This is a genomic window from Paenibacillus mellifer, assembly GCF_023195895.1.
In the GTDB taxonomy this organism is placed as follows: Bacteria; Bacillota; Bacilli; order Paenibacillales; family Paenibacillaceae; genus Fontibacillus; species Fontibacillus mellifer.
Genome location: NZ_JALPRK010000006.1, coordinates 116659 through 137144 on the forward strand (window position 1 = coordinate 116659; position 20486 = coordinate 137144).

A 20486-nucleotide genomic window follows, 5' to 3' on the forward strand; every position below is an offset into this window, starting at 1 on the left:
TTAGATTCCAAATTAGAAATGGATTTCCCGGCCTTCAGCGGCCGATTCGTAAATCGCGTTCAGGATTTTGATCATTTCCACGCCGTCCTCCACGGGGCTGATTGGCGGGACGCCATCCAGGCAACTGGCGACGAAATGATCGATTTCGTTCTGGAAGCCACCCTGAAAATCGAATCCCGGCGAAGTGATTTGCGGATCGATGTTAAGGATGGTGTTATGGCGCTCGGTCACGATGGACAACGCCGGTTCAATTTCGGCGCCGCCCTTGTCTCCGTAAATGTTAACCAGGGCCGAATTTTGCTTGGCATGGAGGGAGAAGCTGACGTCGACCATCAGCGACGCACCGTTCTCGAAGCGGATCAAGGCATTGGCCATGTCTTCGACCGTGTTGAAGGAAGCGTCGTAATCTGCGGCTTGATAAAAGGCATAGTTCTCGATATTCGAGCGGTTGCCCAATTTGGCGTAAATGTTGCCGCTCACGGACTTCACCTTCGGCCGGCCCATTAGGTACCAGCAGAGGTCGATGACATGTACGCCGATGTCGATCAGCGGACCGCCGCCCGAGCGCGCCTTGTCGGCAAACCAGCCGCCCGGATTGCCGAGCCGCCGGATCAGGCTCGCCTTAGCGAAATAAATCTCGCCGAGTTCGCCGGCGTCGATGAATTTCCGAAGTACTGCAATGTTGGAGGCATGCCTGCGTACGTAACCGACCTGCAGCAAGTTACCAGTCCGCTCTACCGCCTGCTGCATTTGCAATGCTTCATCCACGGTGATGCAGAGCGGTTTTTCGCAGAGAACTTGTTTGCCCGCTTCCAGGGCGTCAATGCTGATGGCGGCATGGGAATTGTTCCAGGTGCAGATGCTGACCGCCTGAACATCCGAGTTGGCCAGCAGTTCGCGATAATCCGTGTAAACGTGGGGAATGTCGTACTTGCCCGCCATGTTCCGGGCCCGTTCTTCATTCATGTCGCAGATCGCCAACAGCTTGGCCCGCGGGTTGGCGCGGTAAGCCTGAAGATGGGAATCAGAAATCGAACCGCTGCCGATCAAACCGATGTTCAGTTCACTCATTTTTCGAAGGTGCACCCTTTCGTTCTCCGCGCGAGTTTGCTACAATGAGAGCATTCATTCGCTAGGATATGTTTTATTTATTCAAAGTTATGTTTAGGCACCCCTAATTTAGCACAGGAATTTTAAAGGGAGAATGTTCAGGATGACAAAATATCTGGATTATATGATCAGTCCTGAGCCGATTCGACTGTTCAACCCCGCGGTGGATGCGAGCCGGCGAAAAATTCAATCGTTAGCCATCGTCAACGCCGGTCATTTACCCGGGCGCACGATGCAGCGGGACGACGCAAGGTTCCGGTATTGGGCGTTTGTGGTGATCACGGGCGGGAGCGGGTATTACCAAGTCGGCAGCGCGGACAGGCAGGAGGTTACGGCGGGCTCGTGGTTCTGCCTATTCCCGGGCGAGACGTTTCATTACGGCCCGCACGACGGGGGACACTGGGACGAGTATTACTTCACGGTGGAAGGGCCAAGGGTTGAGGAATGGCTCGACCGTTGGCTGCAGCACCCCTACCAGGTCCATAAAGCGACGATCGACGACTCGGTCATCAACCGGATGGAGTTGATGTTCATGTTGATCGACAGCGGCGTTCCCAGCAACCTCGACCGGGCTTCGCTGATGCTGGAGGCGTTCCTGTACGAGCTGGTGTCGCAGGCGGACCAAGCGGAGGCTGGGAACCGGGGACGGTTCGTGATGAAGGTGATCGAGGACATCTCCGCTTCGCTGTACGCGAACCCGGAGCCGGAGGACCTGGCGGCGCGGCATCATATTTCGGTGTCGACGCTGCGGCGGATCGTGCACGAATATTCGGGTTATCCGCTGAACGAGTTCATTCACCGGCTGAAAGCGGCCGAGGCCAAGAACGTCCTGCTTAACACGGAAAAAAGCGTCAAAGAGATCGGCGAGGCGCTGGGATATCAGGATACGTTTTATTTTTCGCGCGTGTTTAAGCGAATCACCGGTTATTCGCCGCGGAGCTATCGGAGCCGGGGCGGACAGTAAGGTCTGGGCGTAGGGGTTTACACAATAGAGGAGGTTCACGGGATGAAGCTTTATTTTCAAGGAATGGATGAGGATTTAGTTTATGGCGTAAAAGAGTTGGAGGCCCAGCTCGGATTCCAGTCAGACCCTGCGGGATTGCCGGTGGAAGTCGTTTGTTTGCCTCAGGATGCTGGACAATTGCGGGTCTCGCTTAACGGCGGAAAAGGCCGGATTGAGTACGTGGAGAAGATTCATTTCTTCCGTGCGCTGGGGTTGTTGGTGGAGCAGGCTAAAACGTCGGAAGCGTTTGATCTGTTAGAACGTCCGAACTTTGATTACAATGGGACGATGCTGGACGCGTCGCGCAATGCGGTGATGCGGGTGGACGCGATCAAGCAGATGCTGCGGTATATGGCGGTCATGGGGCTGAACGGCCTGATGATGTATACCGAGGACACGTATGAGGTGCCGGAATTGCCTTACTTCGGTTATATGCGGGGACGGTACACTGCGGAGGAACTGCGGGAGTGCGACGATTACGCGGCGTTGTTTGGCATCGAGATGATTCCGTGCATCCAGACGCTGGGGCATTTATTTCATGCGCTGAAATGGCTTTATGCGGAGCCGCTGCGGGACCATCCCGACATCGTGCTGCCGGGTGCGCCAGCGACGTACGAATTCCTGGAGCAGTCGATTCGGGCGGCTGCGGCGCCGTTTCGGTCGAAGCGGATCCATATCGGCATGGACGAGGCGTTCCAGGTTGGATTGGGCCGCTATTTGCGGGACAACGGCTTCCGCGACCGGTTCGAGGTGATGAACGAGCACGTTGAGCGGGTGATGGAGATCACCGGGAAGCTGGGGCTGGAACCGATGATCTGGAGCGATATGTATTTCAACCTGCTGTCGAATGATGTGCAGGGCGGGTTGTACAATATGGAGGCGGATTTTTCCACGGAAAATATGGCCAAAATCCCGGACGGCCTCCGGTTCGTCTACTGGAACTATTGGGGGACGGATGAGAACGCGTATAAAGAGGTGTTTGATAAGCATCGGTTGCTTGGATCGGAGCCGCTCTTCGCGGGGGGCATCCACATGTGGAACCTGATGGCCCCGAACCACGGCAAAACCTGGTCTTCCATGCACCCGGCGCTGCGGGCAGCGAAGCGGAGCGGTCTGCGAGAGGTGTTTGCGACCGCATGGGGCGACAACGGGAACGAGGCGAATCATTTTGTGATTTTGCCGGGGCTGCAGCTGTTTGCGGAATACGGCTACCACGACGGAGAGGTGACGGACGAGCATCTGCAGAAGCGGCTGGCCGCCTGCACGGGGCTGGATTTGTTCGGGCCGCTCGAAGCGTTGAAGGGGATGGATGAAGTGCCGGAGGTCCACGAGGGGAACTATTACGGCGCGAATCCGTCGAAGTTCCTGCTCTGGCAGGATCCGCTGATCGGCTTGTTTGACAAGCATGTGGAAGGTATGGAAGGGACGCTGCCGGATTATTATGCCGGGCTCGCTGAGAAATGGCGGGGTTACCGTGAAGGAGAGGGAAGCGGGTTGACGGAGCCGTTTGCCGCGATGTTCGCCTTCTATGAAAAGCTCGCCGCCGCGCTGTCCGTGAAGTCGACGCTGGGTGTGACGATCAAACGCCTTTACGACGCCGGGGATCGGGACGGGCTGCGGCGGATCGCCGACGAGACGCTGCCGGAGCTTCGCTGCCGGGTCGAGGAACTCCGAGTGGCGCACCGGGAGCTGTGGCTAGGAACGTATAAGCCGTTTGGCTGGGAAGTGCTCGACATCCGTTACGGCGGTGTGCTGAGCCGCGCCGCGTCGGCCCGCGACCGCTTGTTGGACTATGTGAACGGCCGGGTCTCCCAACTGGAAGAGCTGGAAGCGGAGCGCCTCGTGTTCAACCAGAACAACGTGTTTGGCACACTCGACGTGAACGGCTTGTACCATCAGATCGCGACGGCGGGTTCGCTGTCGATGTGAATTTTAGGAGTTTGACTGATACTTAGCGGTAGACTTAGAAGATTTCATAGGCATGTGGCTTGATTTGAAGCTATAAAAGATATAACCCGATCAACGATAAGTTTTCCTTATCTGAGGTCGGGTTTACTTAATTGATACAGAATAGTGGAGGGAATTATCAAAAACTAGTTGACACATCCAATATATGACATACAATTTATCTATCTAATATAAGTTACCGCCAATTTATCAGCAGTTTATGCTTGATTAACAACGAAAGGAGGGGGAGCATGCAATTGCTTAAGGATCAATTGATTAATACATATTTAGGGTGGTTAAAACAGAACATCACTTTAATTAATGATGCGATCGAAATAACAACCCCTCTAATGGATCGGCATAATGATTTTTTACAAATATATGTTGTTCCACAGGGAGACAAACTTAAACTTACTGATGATGGGTACATTATTTCGGACTTAATTCAATCTGGCTGTGACATTCATGGATCAAAAAAACGTAAAGAAATGCTCCAAACTATTTTAAATAGCTATGGTGTTACCAAGTCAGATAAGGATGAACTTTTTGTGGAAGCCACTATGGATACCTTCCCACAGAAGAAACATATGTTAGCGCAAGCAATGCTAACTGTCAACGATATGTTTCTTACAACGCGAATGAATATTCAAAGTATTTTTTGGGAAGACGTTGAAAATTTCTTAATTATGAATGACATTCGATATACTGATAATGTTATCTTTACAGGGAAAAGTGGTTTCTCCCAAAAGTTTGATTTTGTTATCCCAAAATCTAAACAAATGGGAGAAAGAATTATACAAACAATAAATAATCCCTCTAAATCGAAAGCTGAAAGTGTATTGTTTGCATGGGAAAATATAAAAAATACCAGAAAATCTGACTCTAGCCTCTACGCTATCATTAATGATGCGGAGAAGACCATTAGCAGTGATATAATTAGCGCCTTTAAACAATACGATGTAAGAACTATCTTATGGTCAGGAAGAAGACAGTATATTAATGAACTCTCAGCATAATTAGTCCTTAGAACCAAGGACTAATTTTTTTATTAGAGTTATGCGCGTTACTCTAGGATCGATACTTCTCCAGCAGTTCACTTAACGTTCGCTTGATCGAGTCCAACAGCTCCGGTGGTCTATGGACAGTCGCATCGTGGTTGAGGCCGATAAAGAACGTCGCGAGGTACGGAAGCTCGCTGGCGGGGATGGATCCCTCCAACCGGCCGGAGCCGTCCTCACGGACGTGCAGTTCCAGGCCGCGGTGGATGAGCTGGCCTTCGCACGCCTCGACGCCCAGCCGACTGAGTTCGACCACACAGTCCAGCAATGCTGGCTTGCGGCCGAGATGCTCCTCCCAGTTGCCAAGGTGGATGTGGCGCAGATCGAGCGGTTCCGGGGCTTCGGATCCTTCGGCGGACTCGGCCGAGGTGATGCGGTCGCAGCGGAACAAGCGAAAATCGCGTCGCTCGAAGCAATAGGCCGGGCAATACCATAGGCCGCCGCTCGCAAAGATACCGACCGGTTGGATCTGGCGGCAGGTAGAGACGCCGCGGCGCGATTCGTAGTTGATATGGAGAACTTGCTGCTGAATGGCTCCTTCCAGCAGCAGTCCCAAATACGGAAAGGCGGATTGCCGCGTCGGAGATACGAAATCGACGCGGTTTTTCATTTGGTCGATGCGGTCCCGCACGTAATCAGGTGACCGTATGCCTCACGGTGGATACGGTGGAGCAAGCACAGCGATTGTTCGATGGTCTGAAGCAAGGGGGAGAGGTGCAGCAGCCGCTCCAGCCCATTTACTTCAGCCCGACGTACGGCATCGTCACCGACAAGTTTGGTGTCACCTTCTATGTGTTTACAAAACGCCCGGCGTAAAGCCGGATTCTTGGCGGCCTTTTCGCTTTTTTGGCGAAAGGGCCGTTTTCCTATGCTATGATAGGAGTTAGGAGAATGACAAGGAGGTGGGAGCCCGTGCCCCTACGCGAAATCACCGAGCAGGAATGGCTAATGCAAACGGAGAAGATGGTGGAGACAGAGAATGCGGAGAAGGCAGCCGGCAGGGAGGCCTTATTGTTCGTAACGACCCTCTGCGGGACCTGCCAGTTGGCGGAAAAGATGCTGGAGATCGTCCTGGCGTCCGGCCCCTGCATTCCGGTGTCTAAGCTGAATATTAACTATACCCCGAAACTGCGGGAGCGGTGGCAGATCGCCAGTGTCCCCTGTCTGATCGTGCTGCAGGATGGCGAGCCGATCCGGCAGGAATACGCCATGCGTTCGGTGGTGGACTTAAGCGAGTGGCTTCAGGCCTGATCGCTTTAACCAATAGCAAAAGGAAAGCGGTAACAACGGACTTTTAAATTTTGCGATAAAGGTGGTTTTACTATGGAACTGCGGGAAGTGGTAGAGGTCATCGGGCGAATTCGCCGCAATATCAGTGAGGTGGTGGTTGGGAAGGAGGACGTGGTGGATCTGCTGCTCGCCGCCTTGCTCGGGAACGGGCATGTGCTGCTGGAGGACGTGCCGGGTACCGGGAAAACGTTGCTAGCCAAAGCGTTGGCCAAATCGCTCGGCGGCGAATTCAAGCGGATTCAGTTTACGCCAGACTTGCTGCCATCGGACTTGAGCGGCATTAATTTCTATAATCAAAAGTCCGGCGAATTCGAGTTCCGTTCTGGACCGGTGTTCACCCACGTGCTGCTCGCCGACGAAATCAACCGGGCGACGCCGCGGACGCAGTCCAGCCTGCTGGAGTGCATGGAGGAGCGGCAGGTGACGATCGACGGAGTGACGCATACGCTTGCGGCGCCGTTCTTGGTCATGGCTACGCAAAATCCGGTCGATCAGCAGGGAACGTTCCCGCTGCCGGAGGCCCAGCTTGACCGCTTCCTGATGCGGATCGCCATGGGATACCCGACGTCCGACGAGGGCGTGTCCATTCTGCGGCGCTTCAAAGAGCGCCAGCCGTTGGCAGAGATTCGCCCAGCCGCCTCCGCCGCAGAAGTGGCGGAGGCGCAGCGATTCGCGCAGTCCGTCCGCGTAGAAGAAGACCTGCTCGCCTACATCGTAGCAATCACCGAGGCGACCCGCAAGCATCCGGAGGTTAAGCTGGGGGCGAGCCCGCGGGCGAGCATGAGCCTGCTGCGCGCCTCGCAGGGGTATGCGTTGGTTCGAGGCCGCGATTACGTGACGCCGGATGATATCAAAGCGGTGGCGGAGCCGGTGCTGGCGCATCGGTTGCTCCTGCGCCACGGGCTGCGCGGTGCGGATCAGCCCGGCGCCGAGGTGGTCCGTCAGGTGCTCGAGCAGGTGGAGGTGCCGGCAGAGACGGTGCTTGCGGCAAAGGGGAGACAGGGGGATTAACCAATGTCAATGCAGCTACCATGGCTACTTGTCAGCGCCGCGCTGATCCTCATGTCATTGGCGTTGGTTTACCGCTGGCGGGCGCTTAAAGGAATCCGCTATCGACGCTATTTCACCGAACAGGCGGTGTTCGAAGGGGATACCGTCGAAATGGTCGAGGTCATCGCCAACGCCAAGCTGTTGCCGTTGCCATGGCTGCGCCTCGAGTCGAGCATCGCCGCCGGCCTGACGTTCGGGCGGCAAAGCAATCTAAATATCCATGCCGGGGAGATCTATCAGAATCACAGCAGCTTGTTTTACTTGCGGTCCTACCGGCAAATTACCCGGCGCCACGAGGTGATCTGCTCGCGCCGGGGACAATACCGACTGGAGTCGGCTACGATGACGACGGGCGATCCGTTGGGGCTGAATGCGGAAGTCAAGCAATTTCCCCTGGATTTAGAGCTGCTGGTGTACCCGCGGATTCTGGAGCTGCAGGAGCTGCCGCTGCCCAACCACAGCTGGCTGGGGGAGCTGCCTGTCCGGCGCTGGATCATTGAGGATCCGTTTCTGACGGCGGGCATTCGCGAATATCGGCCAGGCGACCCGCTTGGCCATATTAACTGGAAGGCGACGGCCCGCACCGGTGAGCTCCAGGTACATAAACGCGATTATACGGCCGACCATCGGCTGATGATCTTCCTGAACTTGGAGACCAGCGATTCGATGTGGAGAACGGTGATCGAACCGGAGCGCATCGAGCTCGGGATCCGTTATGCGGCGACTGTGGCTGAACAAGCGCTGCGGAGCGGGTTGGCGGCTGGGTTTGCCAGTAATGCACGTCTGGCCGACGGGCCGAAGGAGCCGATTCGCATCGAGCCGTATGCCTCCTCCGATCAGCTCACGCTTTTGCTCGAAACTATGGCTCGGATGGTGCTGGACAGAACCGCGACGATGATCCGGATGCTAGAAATCGAACTAGAGGCGGGGGCGACGGACACCGATTACCTGATCATTTCTTGCCACCAGGGTGAGAAGCTGGCGGAAACCGCTGAGTTGCTGCGACAAAACGGCAACGGTGTGGAATGGATGGAGATACCCGCGGTTTAAGTCGCTGGACATAGAAGAAGCGCCGGTCAGGTAGCCGGCGCTTCTTCTATTAATTTTGCCGTAAGGAGCAGTCGTTCCGGAGCGGGTCCGACATAGGTGAACGGGTAGCAGGTAATTAACGTGAGCAGCGGTTCGGTGGAGGCCTGGACCGCATCGGAATCGTTCTCGTCGACGATTCTCCGTCCCGTCACCTCATAGGTGTAGCGCCCGGAGGTCGTTTCCACCTCGATCCGATCGCCGGCTTTAAGCTTGCCCAGATTGCGAAAGACGGTATCCCGGTGTCCGGCGAGTACGCTGTTGCCGTCTTCACCGGGGAGCGGGCTGCCGGTATAATGACCGGCCCCTAGTTTAAGCGGTTCATTCCCGGTCCCCTCTAAGATCGCATAGCGCTGATCAAGGGAAGGGAAGGCGATCTCACCAAGAAGCTCGCCGTCCGCCGCCGTTCGGGCAGGCGCCGCCGGGCTCCCGCCGCCGCCCGTCTGCTGAAGCTTTCCGGCTATCGCCGAGGAAAGCGGGTTTTCGTCTGCGGCTCGTGCCGCGCTGCCGCCCTCCGTTTCCCGCTTCAGCGCATCCCACTGCCGCAGGGCTTGATGCGCCTCCATCGGGGCACGGACTGCCTGATACGTAGAGTAGGCCAACACGACCAGGGAGCCGGAAAACACCAGCCATGCGGCCATTCGTAGTAATGAACGTTTACCCCGCATCGTTTATTGCCGTCCCGATTTGCGGAGGAACATGCCGGTTCCGACTGTGGCGAACAAGCTGATCAGAATCAGGTTAAACCATGGATTCGCCGTTTGTGGCAACTCCTCCATCATACCGGGGCCGCTGTCGCCCGGCCCCGGTCCTGGTCCTGGGTCTGTCGGCGTTTGCGGCTGCTCTTGCGGCGGCAGACCGGGATCTTCCGGCTGCTCCGGCGTGGAGGAATCGGGATTGTTCGCTGGAGGATTCCCCGGAGGCTGTCCGCCAGGTGGATCCGGGTTCACTCCAGGGTTGCCTGGAGGGTTACCGCCGTTCACCGGTGTTGGATCCGTTGGCTGTGAGGGGCCTTCCCCCGGAGGATTGGAGCCTCCGCCTCCGCCGTTCGAGGGTTCCTCCGCATAAGCGGTGAAGCCGAAAGCGATCGTCGCCGCTTTGCCTTGATACTCGTTACCGGCCTCTTCCGGAAATACCACGCATAAATCCAACTCGTTCTCCCCGCCCGCCGCGAGGCGTCCCAAGGCGATATCCTGTTGCTCCAGATGCAGCGCGCCGTCATAGATGACGGTGTCCCCGTCCTTCACCGTCAACTGAAGAACATCAAAGAACTCGGTGTCCCCTGAAACGAAGCGCGTTCGAACCTTGTAATCGAAGGCGACGCTGCCGTCATTGGCGACCGTAAACGTGCGTTCTACCCGGTCTCCGGGTTTTAAATTGCTCATCGGCAGCTCGCTGCTTAACTCCGTTCCAATCCGCAGCTTGATTGAGTCCGCAGCGCTGGCCTGTCCCGCATGCCATACGACCCCAGCCAGGATGGAAACGGCGTATACAGCCATAGCGTATTTACGGTAGCCCCGATACCTCACCCTCTTCAAATCGTCCCCATCCTTTCCCTTATAACTCGGCCCTCCCAGGTTGCAGCAGCTATGACGGAGGGTAAGTATCATTCGCTAGTCCGTTCGTTATAACGAACCTTTACTTATGTCTATTATATATAAATTTCAATAAATGGGAAGGGGGAAAATCAAGCGGATGTTTCGTCGATCAGTGGGACCGGGGTTCTCGAGCAAACCGTACCCAATCGCGCCCTGCCCGAAGAACCTCCTTAACCCCCGGAGGGCGGACGAGATAGTAGGGCGTGGCCTGACCGCCCCAGTTGGTCTTGGAATAAGCGACAGTCGGGAGGTTAGCCCCGGCGAAATCGAATTCGGCGAAACCAATGTCTGATAAGTCCTGCAAGGCGAAGCTTTGCGATTGTTGAACCACGCCCCGGTTCAAATGTTCCGTCTTGCTGCCAGCGATCCACCCGAATGCGCGACGGCCGTCCAAGGCAACCACGACGCTGGCGCTGACCGGTTCTCCGCTTGACGCATAACAGACATAGGCGCGAAAAGCTTGTTCCCCGAGCAGGCCCTGGGCCCGTTCCAGATCCTGCAGCGTAAGCTGGTGGCTGAAGCCCTGCCGTGATTCCGTGCCCTGCAGGCACTGATGCACCTCGGCCATGTTCCAGGTCAACGCCGTCCGGTAACCGGCGGCGGTCGCTTTTTTGATTTTCGCGCGAATCTCCGTACTGGCCTGATCGAGGGTGTAGGGGAGCTTCACGACATACGTATATTTCACTTCTGCTTTAAACCCGCTCCACAGAAAGGGACGGATGTCGGTAATTTCAGGTGGGAGTACGAAGCTTGCGCTGCGCTGGGACTTCAGCAAATCCGGAATCATCGCTTTGGCGGCTTCGTGCCATTGCCGGGTCAGCTTGTAGGGCTTATCTGTCGGCGTCGGGTGAAACGCGAAGGGGTGGTAAGGATTCAAAGGCGGCAAATACAAGTGACCTTTGCGGTTAAAGAACAACAGTCCTTCGCCCCACGCAGTTGAATTCGGGGCTTCCCAACGGGCTAAGCGTGCGGTGCAGCCCCATTTGTGGACGTGAAAATCCGCCCATTTTTCCAATAACTCGCGATTGTCCATAGGAGTACCTCTGGTTTCTTTTTAAGGCATACCGTGCCTTATTGCCAGCCTATGATCTTGTCCGGTCGAATATGCGCGGAAGCAGGCAGGTTTGACCAAGGCATATGCCGCTCCCTCCGGAGAGACTTGGCATTAAATATAATCAACAAACGCATAGGAGGGAAGACCATGATATCAGTAACGAATTTCGGGGCGAAGGGGAACGGAGTAACGGACGACACCGCGGCCATTCAGAAGGCGCTTAACCAGGCGGCGGCAACCGGGGACACGGTTTATTTCCCCAAGGGAGTTTACCTGGTCAATCCGACCAAAACGCTGAGGGTTGGCGGCAACACCACGGTCAAGGGAGACGGCCGTACCTCGGTCGTCCGCGCGGCGTCCGGCAGTTTTGGTTGGGAGCTCATGCGGGTGACGGGCAAAGACGTTTTGTTGACCGGCCTTGTCCTTGACGGCAATCGCCGGGTGAACCGGGTGTTGACGATCGCCGGGGGCAGCGCGCGGGTGACGGTTCAAGGGCTGCTCGTCCAGGGGGCCACGCATAGCGGCGACCGTCGCAGCGATTATTATGCGGGCGTCGTGTCCGGCATCGTCGTACTTGGCAACACGGAGTCGATTGCCATCCAGGGGTCGGAGATCGCGGATGTCATCGCTCGAAACGGGGGCGGAGCCGGTCTTGTCGCCCGGGGAATCTACGTTACAACAACCTGGGGGAGCAAGGAACGGGCCGCCCAAAAGGTAACGATCACCGGTTGCAGTATTCATCATATCGGGCCGGCGGACGATGGTGACGGCATTTATTATGAGGATCCGGCCATGGAAGAGAATCGCGGTACAGCAGTTGGCAGTGTAATCGTCGGCAACCGCTTCGATTATTGTGCCAAGCGGGCGGTCAAGGTGTTTGCAAAAGGCGTGACTGTGCGCGGCAATACGATCAACAACCCTTATCTGAGTAACAACTTCTATATGGGTGTGGAAAAGGGTCGATTGGCACCGGATATGTATGCGGCAATCAGCATCTATGCGGGAGATAACGTCGTAGAGGGGAATCAAATTGCGGGCAGCGGTAGCTTCTACGCGGCGATCGAGGTCGGGGCCGGGCCCGTCGTAGAGAACGTGACCCTTCGGGGCAATGCCATCACCATGGGCAGCCAAAGTGAAATCAAGGGGACGACGGCGATTCGCCTCGGGAATATCCGCGATTTCGTCATCGGGGGCAATGAGCTGCAAAACGGCGAGCGAGGGATCTGGACCTGGCAAAACGCCGAGAATGGGCGAATCGATAACAATGTGATTCGCATGCCGAAGGGCGGCGGGATCGACCTGACGACGTATCTACGAGGGTACTCGCAAAAGAATATTTTCTGTACGGGGAATCGAATTACGGCTGCCGCTTTCAAAGTGAAAACCTCCTCAATGACCAATCTCAACGTGGTGGTTCAATAATCGTGAAGGTTCGGTCATACGTCATACATGAGGTGAATTTTAAAATTCAGGCTACTAAATTGGCTGCCCACGGAATATAAGACTATATAGCAACCAACTTGGTAGAACGGTAGATGCCACGGCTTGGCCCGAGAAGAGGTGAGTGAAATTGGCGAAGGAAGCGGGAATCTTGGTCATATCGCTAGATTTCGAGCTCTATTGGGGAGTTCGCGATCTTTATACCAAGGCGGAGTATGGAGCAAAATGGTTGCGAGAGAGGGAGCGAATCCCCGACATACTAGAATTGTTCCGGGAGGCCGGTGTCCACGCAACTTGGGCGACGGTGGGGCTGCTGTTTTTTGCGGACCGGCGTGAATTGCTGGCGGGTCTGCCGGCGCTCAAACCGGGGTACGTTGACAACAGGCTCTCCCCTTACGGCGAGATCAAAACCGGAGCCATTGGGGATGGGGAGGCGGAAGATCCTTATTTCTATGCTCCAACGCTGATTGAGCACATCCACAGAACCCCGGGCCAAGCGATTGGCTCCCATACGTTTTCTCACTTTTACTGTATGGAGAAAGGGCAGACCGTCGACGAATTTTACAGCGATCTGCAGGCTGCTGTAGCTGCGGCGGAGAAGCGGGGGATTCCCCTCCAAAGCTTGGTGCTCCCGCGCAACCAGCTGCGCCGTCAGTATATGCGCAAGCTGCCGGAGCTTGGCTTCAAGACCTACCGGGGGAATCCCCGCCACTCGCTGTACCGCGCAGGATATTCCGTTTCCGATCATTGGCTGCGCCGGGCGCTTAGGCTCGGCGACAGCTACATGAACTTGACGGGGCACCACACGTACCCGGTGGATTCCATCTCGCCCAAGCTGCCGATCGATCTGCCGGCCAGCTTCTTCTTCCGGACACCGCCCGGACCGCTCAGGCGGCTGGAGCCGCTTCGAATAAAGAGGATCAAAGACAGTATGACCCATGCCGCCCGCCAGGGGCAGGTGTATCATCTCTGGCTTCATCCGTATAACGCGGCGGACGACGAGATGTTCAGATCGTTGGAAGCCGTCGTGCGTCACTACCGCCGTTTGGCCGAGCAATACGGGATGATCAGCCTGAACATGGAGGAGTTAGGGGAACGGGTTCTGGCAGGGGCGGGGGCAAAGCAGGCGGCAAAGGATACCCCCATCGAATCTGCGGAACTCGCCGAGAATTGGAGCTTGCAGGCAATAATCGAATGAGGTGAACGATCATGGATATGGTAGCCGTGTGGAACGCCGTTCGGCGGCATTTTCTAGCATTTATCATCGTAATGGCGACTTGTATCGGACTGGCTATTCTTCTGAATGAAGTGGTGACCCCATCCTACCGGGCAAATGTGAGTTTGGTCGCCAATATCGCCGCGAATCCGGAATCGAGTACGTACAATGAGTTTCTGGCCAGCCAAATGCTGACCAAAACCTATGAGGACACCATTCAAAGCCGCTATATCGCCGCTGAGGTCAAAAAGAAGGTTTCCACCCAAGACACGGTCATCCAAATGCTGAAGAAAATTAAAGTTCGCACCGATCCGGGCACGCTGGTTATCCTGCTGTCTTATACGGGAGACGAGCCAAAGCAGGCGGTAGCGATCGCCAACGCCTTCGCTGAAACATTTATCGCCAAATCCAAGGAGATCGTGGAAGGGGCCAACGTTTCGATTCTCGATTCCGCCAGTCTGGAGGAGACCAAGACGCCGGTCAGTCCGCGCAAAGCGTTGAATCTCGCGCTTGCCTGCTTCGTGGGTTTGTTTGCGGGACTAAGCCTGGCATTGATTTTGGATGCTCGCCATATGCGCAACAAAAAAAGTCGACAGGCACGACGGCACTTGTCGGAAGATTATTCGGAGCTGGGCGACACCCTGATTCGGATCGAGAAGAAATATAAAGGGAGAGCGGTCAAATGATGAATTTCGCCATCGCGGGTTGCGGGCATATTGCTTATAAGCATATCGAGGCCATTGGAAAAACAGAAGGCGCCCGGCTGGTGGCCTTGTGCGATCCGAATCCGGACCGCCTGGCAGAGCTGCGGGCGATCACGCCGGCCGCGTCCTATCCGGATCTCGGCACTATGCTGGCGCAGCAGCCGGACATTGACGCGGTATGTATTTGCGCGCCCAGCGGGCTGCACGGGGCACTGGCGCTGGAGGCGCTCCACGCAGGCAAGCATCTCGTGCTGGAGAAGCCGGTGACGCTGGACCTGACGGAGGCGGAGGAGCTGCGGCAAGCCGTTCGTTTCAGCGGCGTCAAAGCTACGGTCGTGCATCCGAACCGGTACCGCCCGGCGATGCAGGTGCTTCAGGCGGCGGTGGCAGAACAGCGATTCGGCAAGCTGAGCCACGTGAACATGACCGTTCGCTGGAACCGCAGCCAAGCCTATTATGACCAGGCGGCCTGGCGGGGAACGAAGGCGATGGACGGCGGTGTGCTGCTCAATCAGGCGATTCATGGCCTGGACTTGCTGCAGTGGTTATTCGGTCCGGTCGCGGAGGTGAAGTCGCTGACCGCCACGCGGCTGAAGCAGATCGAAGCGGAGGATGTGGCGATTGCGGCGATCCGGCTGGACAGCGGCGCGCTGGGCGTGATCGAAGCGGCCACCACGGTGTATGGACACAACCTCGAGGAAAGCATCTCCGTCTTCGGGGAGGAGGGTTACGCCGTGATCAGCGGCAAGACGGCCAACTGGATCCAGCATTGGGTATGCGCATCGATGTCGCGGGAAGAGACAGAGGCGCTGATCCGCAGGGTGGACGAGGATCCTTACGGCGTGCCGGGTCACCAATGTATCATTGCCGACCTGGTCCAGGCGGTCCAGGAGGACCGTGAACCGGAAATTACGCTGGAAGACGGCATTCGCGCCGTGAAGCTGGCGTTGGACATGACCGGCGGGGGCAGCGGCGAACCTGCCTATACGCTTGGATAGAAAGGAGGCGATAGGTCATGCATAGCGGAATGCAAAGCACGTGGACAGAGAACACGGAGAACTCCGGGAACGGGCAAGCCGAGCTACTTCGCAAGCTAAAGGACAAAACCGCCGTGATCGGGGTGATTGGGTTAGGGTATGTCGGTCTGCCGCTCGCGGTCGAGAAGGCGAAGGCGGGCTACCAGGTCATCGGCTTTGATGTGCAGAGCCGAAAGATCGAAATGCTGAACAGGGGCCACAACTACATAGGTGATGTGGTGGACGAGGATTTGCGCGGAATGGTGGAAGACGGGCGGCTGCGGGCCACCGCCGAGTATGCATTTTTGCGGGAAGTGGACGCTGTAGCGATCTGCGTTCCGACGCCGCTGGATATTTATCAGCAGCCGGATACGAGTTATGTGGAGAATTCCACGCGGGAGATCGCTCGTTTCCTGCACCCGGGCATGCTGGTCGTGCTGGAAAGCACTACGTATCCCGGCACGACGGAAGAACTGGTGAAGCCCCTCCTTGAGGCGACGGGACTTCGCTGCGGGGTTGATTTTTTTCTGGCATATTCCCCGGAACGGGTGGACCCCGGCAATAAAACGTACAACACGAAAAATACACCCAAGGTCGTCGGCGGCGTCACACCCGCTTGCTCGGAGGTGGCCGAGGCGTTATACCGCCAGGTGTTGAACGGCGACGTGCACGTCGTATCCAGTCCGGCCGTCGCAGAAATGGAGAAGATTTACGAGAACACGTTCCGCCACATCAATATTGCCTTGGCCAATGAGATGGCCGTTCTATGCAGCCGAATGGGGATCAACGTGTGGGAAGTGATCGAAGCGGCGAAGTCCAAGCCCTATGGATTTATGGCTTTTTATCCGGGCCCGGGGCTGGGCGGGCATTGCATTCCCGTCGATCCGTTTTACCTGACCTGGAAAGCGCGGGAGTACGGGTATCATACCCGATTGATCGAATTGGCGGGGGAGATCAACAACGCGATGCCCGAGTTCGTCGTGCGGCGGATCGGAGATATCTTAAACGGCGACCGCAAGTCGCTGAGCGGCTCGATCGTCTATTTGCTGGGCGTCGCGTACAAAAAGGATATCGACGATTACCGCGAATCGCCGGTGCTGAAAATGATCGAACTGCTGGAGGAGCGGGGCGCCACCGTATGGACCAGCGACACACATATCGTGGAGTTTAAGCATCATGGCCTCACCTATACATGTGAGGAAATGACCGAGCAGCGTCTGCGGGAGGCCGATATTGCGGTGATCACGACCGATCATTCGGGCTTTGAATACGAGTTGATCGGCAGCGCCAGCCGCTGTCTGCTCGATACCCGGAACGCCATGAAGGATCAGGCGAAGCCAGAGCGGTATTACCTGCTGTAGTTGTCCCGTATGGCTTGCGGCCAGCGGGTGGGCGGCAGGCGGTGCATCGAGGTCTCTCCGGACTCTGGCGCAAATGTTGCAGTTAGTGCAGCATTTGTGCTCCAAACGGCGGGGGGCGCGCGGAAATATTGCACTTCCTGCAACTTTTCTGCCCCAAACCGGGTTGGAGCCGCCAAATTGTTGTACTTATTGCAACATTTCGGGTCGACGCAGTTCATTTGGACGCGAAATGTTGCACTTTGTACAACATTTCTCACCCAAATAATCTTATGAGGAGTTAATCACATGAACGGATTCGGATATATACATGAAACCGCGGTTGTTGATCCGGGGGCGCAGGTTGGGGAAGGGACCAAAGTGTGGCATTTCGCCCACGTGTCGTCCGGCGCGGTCATCGGCAGCCGATGCAGCCTGGGGCAGAACGTCTACATCGCAGACCGCGTCAGCATCGGCAACGGTGTAAAAATCCAAAATAACGTCTCTGTTTACGAAGGCGTCATTTTGGAGGATGAGGTGTTCTGCGGGCCAAGCATGGTCTTTACCAATGTGCGGACACCCCGCGCGGCGTTTCCTCGCAACCGCAGCGAGGATTATCTCAGGACGCGGGTCGGGCGCGGCGCATCGATCGGGGCGAACGCCACCATCGTATGCGGAGTCGCGATCGGGGAGTGGGCTTTGATCGCGGCCGGGGCAGTCGTTACCCGCGATGTACAACCCTATGCGCTGATCGCCGGGGTGCCGGGCCGGCGGATCGGCTGGGTGTGCCGCTGCGGCAAGACGCTGGGCTTTAGCGGCGGGGCTGGACGGTGCGGCGACTGTGGGCGGGAATACCGGCTGGAGCAGGACACCGTAGCGATCACAAAGGAAGGGTGAGCGGGTATGGAACCATTTCGTATTGGAGGACAACAAGCGGACAACACCGCCGGTAATCTGATGGATTCAGGAACGGCAACGGCCGCAGGGCAACCGCAGCCGGCGATTCCCCTGCTGGATCTGAAGCGGGAGGTCGCGGAGCTTAAGCCGCAACTGATGGAGGCTATCGAGAATGTGCTGGACGAAGCGGCGTTCATCATGGGCAGCCAGGTCAAGCGATTGGAGCAAGAAACCGCCGAATACTTGGGCACCAAACATGCAATTGCGCTGAATTCCGGCACGGACGCATTGGTTATCGCTTTGCTGGCCGCCGGGATCGGCCCGGGCGACGAGGTGGTTACGACGCCGTTCACGTTCTTCGCCACGGCGGAAGCGATTAGCCGGGTAGGGGCGGATCCGGTGTTCGCCGAGGTCGATCCGTTGACGTACAACCTGGATCTGGACAGTCTGGAGGCGGCACTCACGCCGCGCACGAAGGCGATTATCCCTGTGCACCTGTTCGGCCGTCCGCTGGACATGGAACGGTTGATGCACCTGGCCCGCCGCCGGGGACTGATCGTGATAGAGGACGCAGCCCAGGCGTTTGGTGCCGAAGCAGGAGGGCGGAAGGTCGGAACGATGGGGGAGATGGGCTGCTATTCCTTTTTTCCATCGAAGAATCTTGGGGCCTACGGGGATGGCGGTTTGCTGGTGACGAACGACTCCGGGCTGGCCGAGGCTGCAGCGATGCTGCGGACACATGGCTCGAAGCGAAAATACTACAACGAGCGTGTTGGCTTCAACTCCCGGCTTGATGAGATCCAGGCGGCCATCCTCCGGGTCAAGCTGCCCCATATTGAAGCATGGAACGAGGACCGTCGCCAAGCCGCGGCCCGCTATCATGAGCTGCTGCGGGACATCCCTGGTTTGATGCTTCCGGGCGAGGTGCTGGCCGGCGACAAGCAGGTGTTCCATCAATATACGGTGCGCGTGCTGAACGGCCGGCGGGATGCGCTTCAGGCGGGGCTCTCCGAAGTCGGCATCAGCAGCATCGTGTACTACCCGCTGCCGGTACATCGGCTTCCCGTCTATGGCGACCGCGGTCTGACGTTTCCTCTTGCCGAACGGCTGTCGCAGGAAGTCTTGTCCTTGCCGATTTGGCCGCAGATCGAGGCGGACGTGCAGGAACACATCGCGGGGCACCTTCGCAGACTGATGAGCTAATTTATTTTATTAAAGGACGGCTATGCCAACATGATGAAAAAACTCTCCTCCCCAATCATCCGCTATCTCAGGCAACTCGGGAAACTGCTGCGGATTCGGAGCCTGCCCGGCCTGGTGCGGAAGCTCATGAACGACGGATTCCTGCGGAACGTGGCCGTCCTGGCCAGCGGAACGATGATCAGCCAGGTGATCGTGATGGCGACGCTGCCGGTGTTGACACGTCTCTACTCTCCGACGGAATACGGCACTTACTCCATGTACCTGTCTATCATTGGGATATTGCTGATGGTCATTTCTTTTTCGTACGAAAATGCCATAACGCTGCCGGAGGATGACCGAACGGCCTCCACCGTATTGAGCTTGTCTTTGCGCATCTGCATCGGGGTCAGCATCGCCAGCGGGATCGGGATTCATATCTTGGAGGAGCCGCTGTCGGCTTGGTTGCACGAGTCCTATTTAACGCACTATTACCTGTTTTTTATCGTCAGCTTGTTCGGCGCCGGGTTTTACCAAATCCTGAACTACTGGTCGATTCGCAAAAAATACTTCAAACCGCTGGCCCGAACGAAATATACGCAAAGTCTCAGCCAGGTATCCTCGCAAATTGGGCTTAGCTTGTTTAACCTCGGCCCGCTGGGGTTGATTATCGGCGATATCGTCGGCCGATTCGGCGGATTGCTGCCGCAGTGGAGACTGTGGCGCCGGGACGTCAAAAGTCAGGCCATCACCTCGGATTGGGCTGACCTGAAAGAGAGCGCCTACCGGTATCGGCGGTTTCCCTTCCTGTCGATGGCCGCCGGTCTGTTGAACAGCGTTGTGTTGTACGTGCCGACGATCCTGCTTGCTTCGTTTTACGGCCCCCAGGTAGCCGGCTGGTTCGCGTTATGCCAGCGCATTCTCGGATCCCCGATGACGCTGATTATGACCTCTGTTCGCAACGTGTATTTGGCGGAAACCGCTGACTCCATGATCAACAATCCCCGTAGACTATATCCCTTGTTCCGCAAAACGGTTCGCAACGTCTTTCTGTTTGGCGCATTGGTCATCTTCATTATCGTAGCCGTCGGGCCCTACATGTTCTCCTTCCTGTTTGGCGAGGAATGGGCTCGGTCGGGCAGCTTTATTCGCATCCTGTCGATCATGTACCTGAGCCAGTTTGTGGCCAATTCCGTCGGCTCTACGATCGATGTCATGGAACGGCAGGATCTGCATTTGTATCGGGAGATCATTCGCTCGGCGCTGATCTTGGGTTCCCTGTATTTTGCTTGGCATACGCAGCAGTCGGCGGAGGTTGCCATCGGGCTGTTCAGCGCTGCATCCACGTTGGGGTATGCGCTGCACCTGGGGTTGTCGTGGCATTCGGTGAGGAAGTACAAAGGGGCGGACAGCGAAGGGGAGGACGCCATGGAAACCTCTGTAGAACCTTCCACAGAAGGTTCTGTGGAGATATCACTACTGGGCAAGGAGCGAGGATAAC

General features: G+C 56.7%; 20 protein-coding genes. 15 read left to right on the top strand and 5 right to left on the bottom strand.

Annotated features, from left to right (window positions below; genetic code table 11):
* Positions 1 to 12: 12 nt before the first annotated feature.
* Positions 13 to 1071: a Gfo/Idh/MocA family protein gene (locus M0651_RS08920; RefSeq protein ID WP_248551494.1), complete on the bottom strand. Its 1059-nt coding sequence runs from the start codon at positions 1069 to 1071 to the stop codon at positions 13 to 15.
* A 142-nt stretch (positions 1072 to 1213) separates the two neighbouring features.
* Between M0651_RS08920 and M0651_RS08925 the strand changes: the two genes are divergently transcribed.
* The 3 genes from M0651_RS08925 (at position 1214) to M0651_RS08935 (ending at position 5076) form a co-directional block, all read left to right on the top strand.
* Positions 1214 to 2074, top strand: a complete 861-nt coding sequence (locus tag M0651_RS08925; RefSeq protein WP_248551495.1) for a helix-turn-helix domain-containing protein — start codon at positions 1214 to 1216, stop codon at positions 2072 to 2074.
* A 42-nt stretch (positions 2075 to 2116) separates the two neighbouring features.
* Positions 2117 to 4042 (top strand): beta-N-acetylhexosaminidase, encoded by a 1926-nt coding sequence (locus tag M0651_RS08930; RefSeq protein ID WP_248551496.1) that lies wholly within the window; start codon positions 2117 to 2119, stop codon positions 4040 to 4042.
* Between the two features lie 269 nt (positions 4043 to 4311).
* The gene (locus M0651_RS08935; protein ID WP_248551497.1) at positions 4312 to 5076 is read left to right on the top strand and encodes a DUF1829 domain-containing protein; all 765 of its coding nucleotides are present in this window, start codon (positions 4312 to 4314) and stop codon (positions 5074 to 5076) included.
* A gap of 52 nt (positions 5077 to 5128) precedes the next feature.
* Here the strand turns inward: M0651_RS08935 and M0651_RS08940 are convergent, their stop codons facing one another.
* Positions 5129 to 5728, bottom strand: a complete 600-nt coding sequence (locus tag M0651_RS08940) for a WYL domain-containing protein (protein WP_248551498.1) — start codon at positions 5726 to 5728, stop codon at positions 5129 to 5131.
* A 29-nt stretch (positions 5729 to 5757) separates the two neighbouring features.
* Here M0651_RS08940 and M0651_RS08945 point away from each other — a divergent pair, with 29 nt between their 5' ends.
* The 4 genes from M0651_RS08945 (at position 5758) to M0651_RS08960 (ending at position 8508) form a co-directional block, all read left to right on the top strand.
* Positions 5758 to 5934, top strand: a complete 177-nt coding sequence (locus M0651_RS08945) for a VOC family protein (RefSeq protein ID WP_372490917.1) — start codon at positions 5758 to 5760, stop codon at positions 5932 to 5934.
* A 96-nt stretch (positions 5935 to 6030) separates the two neighbouring features.
* Positions 6031 to 6369: a thioredoxin family protein gene (locus M0651_RS08950; RefSeq protein WP_248551500.1), complete on the top strand. Its 339-nt coding sequence runs from the start codon at positions 6031 to 6033 to the stop codon at positions 6367 to 6369.
* A 72-nt stretch (positions 6370 to 6441) separates the two neighbouring features.
* The gene (locus M0651_RS08955; RefSeq protein ID WP_248551501.1) at positions 6442 to 7419 is read left to right on the top strand and encodes an AAA family ATPase; all 978 of its coding nucleotides are present in this window, start codon (positions 6442 to 6444) and stop codon (positions 7417 to 7419) included.
* 3 nt (positions 7420 to 7422) lie between these two features.
* The gene (locus M0651_RS08960; RefSeq protein WP_248551502.1) at positions 7423 to 8508 is read left to right on the top strand and encodes a DUF58 domain-containing protein; all 1086 of its coding nucleotides are present in this window, start codon (positions 7423 to 7425) and stop codon (positions 8506 to 8508) included.
* Positions 8509 to 8534: 26 nt separating this feature from the next.
* Here the strand turns inward: M0651_RS08960 and srtD are convergent, their stop codons facing one another.
* The 3 genes from srtD to M0651_RS08975 all read right to left on the bottom strand — a co-directional run bounded on the left by srtD (position 8535) and on the right by M0651_RS08975 (position 11175).
* Positions 8535 to 9212 carry a class D sortase, LPxTATN-specific gene (srtD, locus tag M0651_RS08965; protein WP_248551503.1) on the bottom strand — a complete coding sequence of 226 codons (678 nt, stop codon included), beginning with the start codon at positions 9210 to 9212 and terminating at the stop codon, positions 8535 to 8537.
* A 3-nt stretch (positions 9213 to 9215) separates the two neighbouring features.
* Positions 9216 to 10082 (bottom strand): hypothetical protein, encoded by an 867-nt coding sequence (locus tag M0651_RS08970; protein WP_248551504.1) that lies wholly within the window; start codon positions 10080 to 10082, stop codon positions 9216 to 9218.
* A 169-nt stretch (positions 10083 to 10251) separates the two neighbouring features.
* Positions 10252 to 11175, bottom strand: a complete 924-nt coding sequence (locus M0651_RS08975) for a GNAT family N-acetyltransferase (RefSeq protein WP_248551505.1) — start codon at positions 11173 to 11175, stop codon at positions 10252 to 10254.
* Between the two features lie 168 nt (positions 11176 to 11343).
* Here M0651_RS08975 and M0651_RS08980 point away from each other — a divergent pair, with 168 nt between their 5' ends.
* From M0651_RS08980 to M0651_RS09015, 8 genes are all read left to right on the top strand, one after another.
* A complete protein-coding gene (locus tag M0651_RS08980) occupies positions 11344 to 12618 on the top strand; it encodes a glycosyl hydrolase family 28-related protein (RefSeq protein ID WP_248551506.1) in 1275 nt (424 codons plus the stop codon).
* Positions 12619 to 12766: 148 nt separating this feature from the next.
* The gene (locus M0651_RS08985; protein WP_248551507.1) at positions 12767 to 13834 is read left to right on the top strand and encodes a polysaccharide deacetylase family protein; all 1068 of its coding nucleotides are present in this window, start codon (positions 12767 to 12769) and stop codon (positions 13832 to 13834) included.
* A gap of 11 nt (positions 13835 to 13845) precedes the next feature.
* Positions 13846 to 14538 (top strand): YveK family protein, encoded by a 693-nt coding sequence (locus M0651_RS08990; RefSeq protein WP_248551508.1) that lies wholly within the window; start codon positions 13846 to 13848, stop codon positions 14536 to 14538.
* A complete protein-coding gene (locus M0651_RS08995; RefSeq protein WP_248551509.1) occupies positions 14535 to 15554 on the top strand; it encodes a Gfo/Idh/MocA family protein in 1020 nt (339 codons plus the stop codon). The genes M0651_RS08990 and M0651_RS08995 overlap by 4 nt, the downstream gene beginning before the upstream one ends.
* A 29-nt stretch (positions 15555 to 15583) precedes the next feature.
* Positions 15584 to 16933: a nucleotide sugar dehydrogenase gene (locus tag M0651_RS09000; RefSeq protein ID WP_248551601.1), complete on the top strand. Its 1350-nt coding sequence runs from the start codon at positions 15584 to 15586 to the stop codon at positions 16931 to 16933.
* A gap of 285 nt (positions 16934 to 17218) precedes the next feature.
* Positions 17219 to 17806, top strand: a complete 588-nt coding sequence (locus tag M0651_RS09005) for an N-acetyltransferase (RefSeq protein WP_248551510.1) — start codon at positions 17219 to 17221, stop codon at positions 17804 to 17806.
* Between the two features lie 60 nt (positions 17807 to 17866).
* Positions 17867 to 19009, top strand: coding sequence for a DegT/DnrJ/EryC1/StrS family aminotransferase (locus tag M0651_RS09010; RefSeq protein WP_248551602.1), 1143 nt, complete (start codon positions 17867 to 17869; stop codon positions 19007 to 19009).
* A 30-nt stretch (positions 19010 to 19039) separates the two neighbouring features.
* The gene (locus M0651_RS09015) at positions 19040 to 20485 is read left to right on the top strand and encodes a lipopolysaccharide biosynthesis protein (RefSeq protein WP_248551511.1); all 1446 of its coding nucleotides are present in this window, start codon (positions 19040 to 19042) and stop codon (positions 20483 to 20485) included.
* The last annotated feature ends 1 nt before the right edge of the window (position 20486 follow it).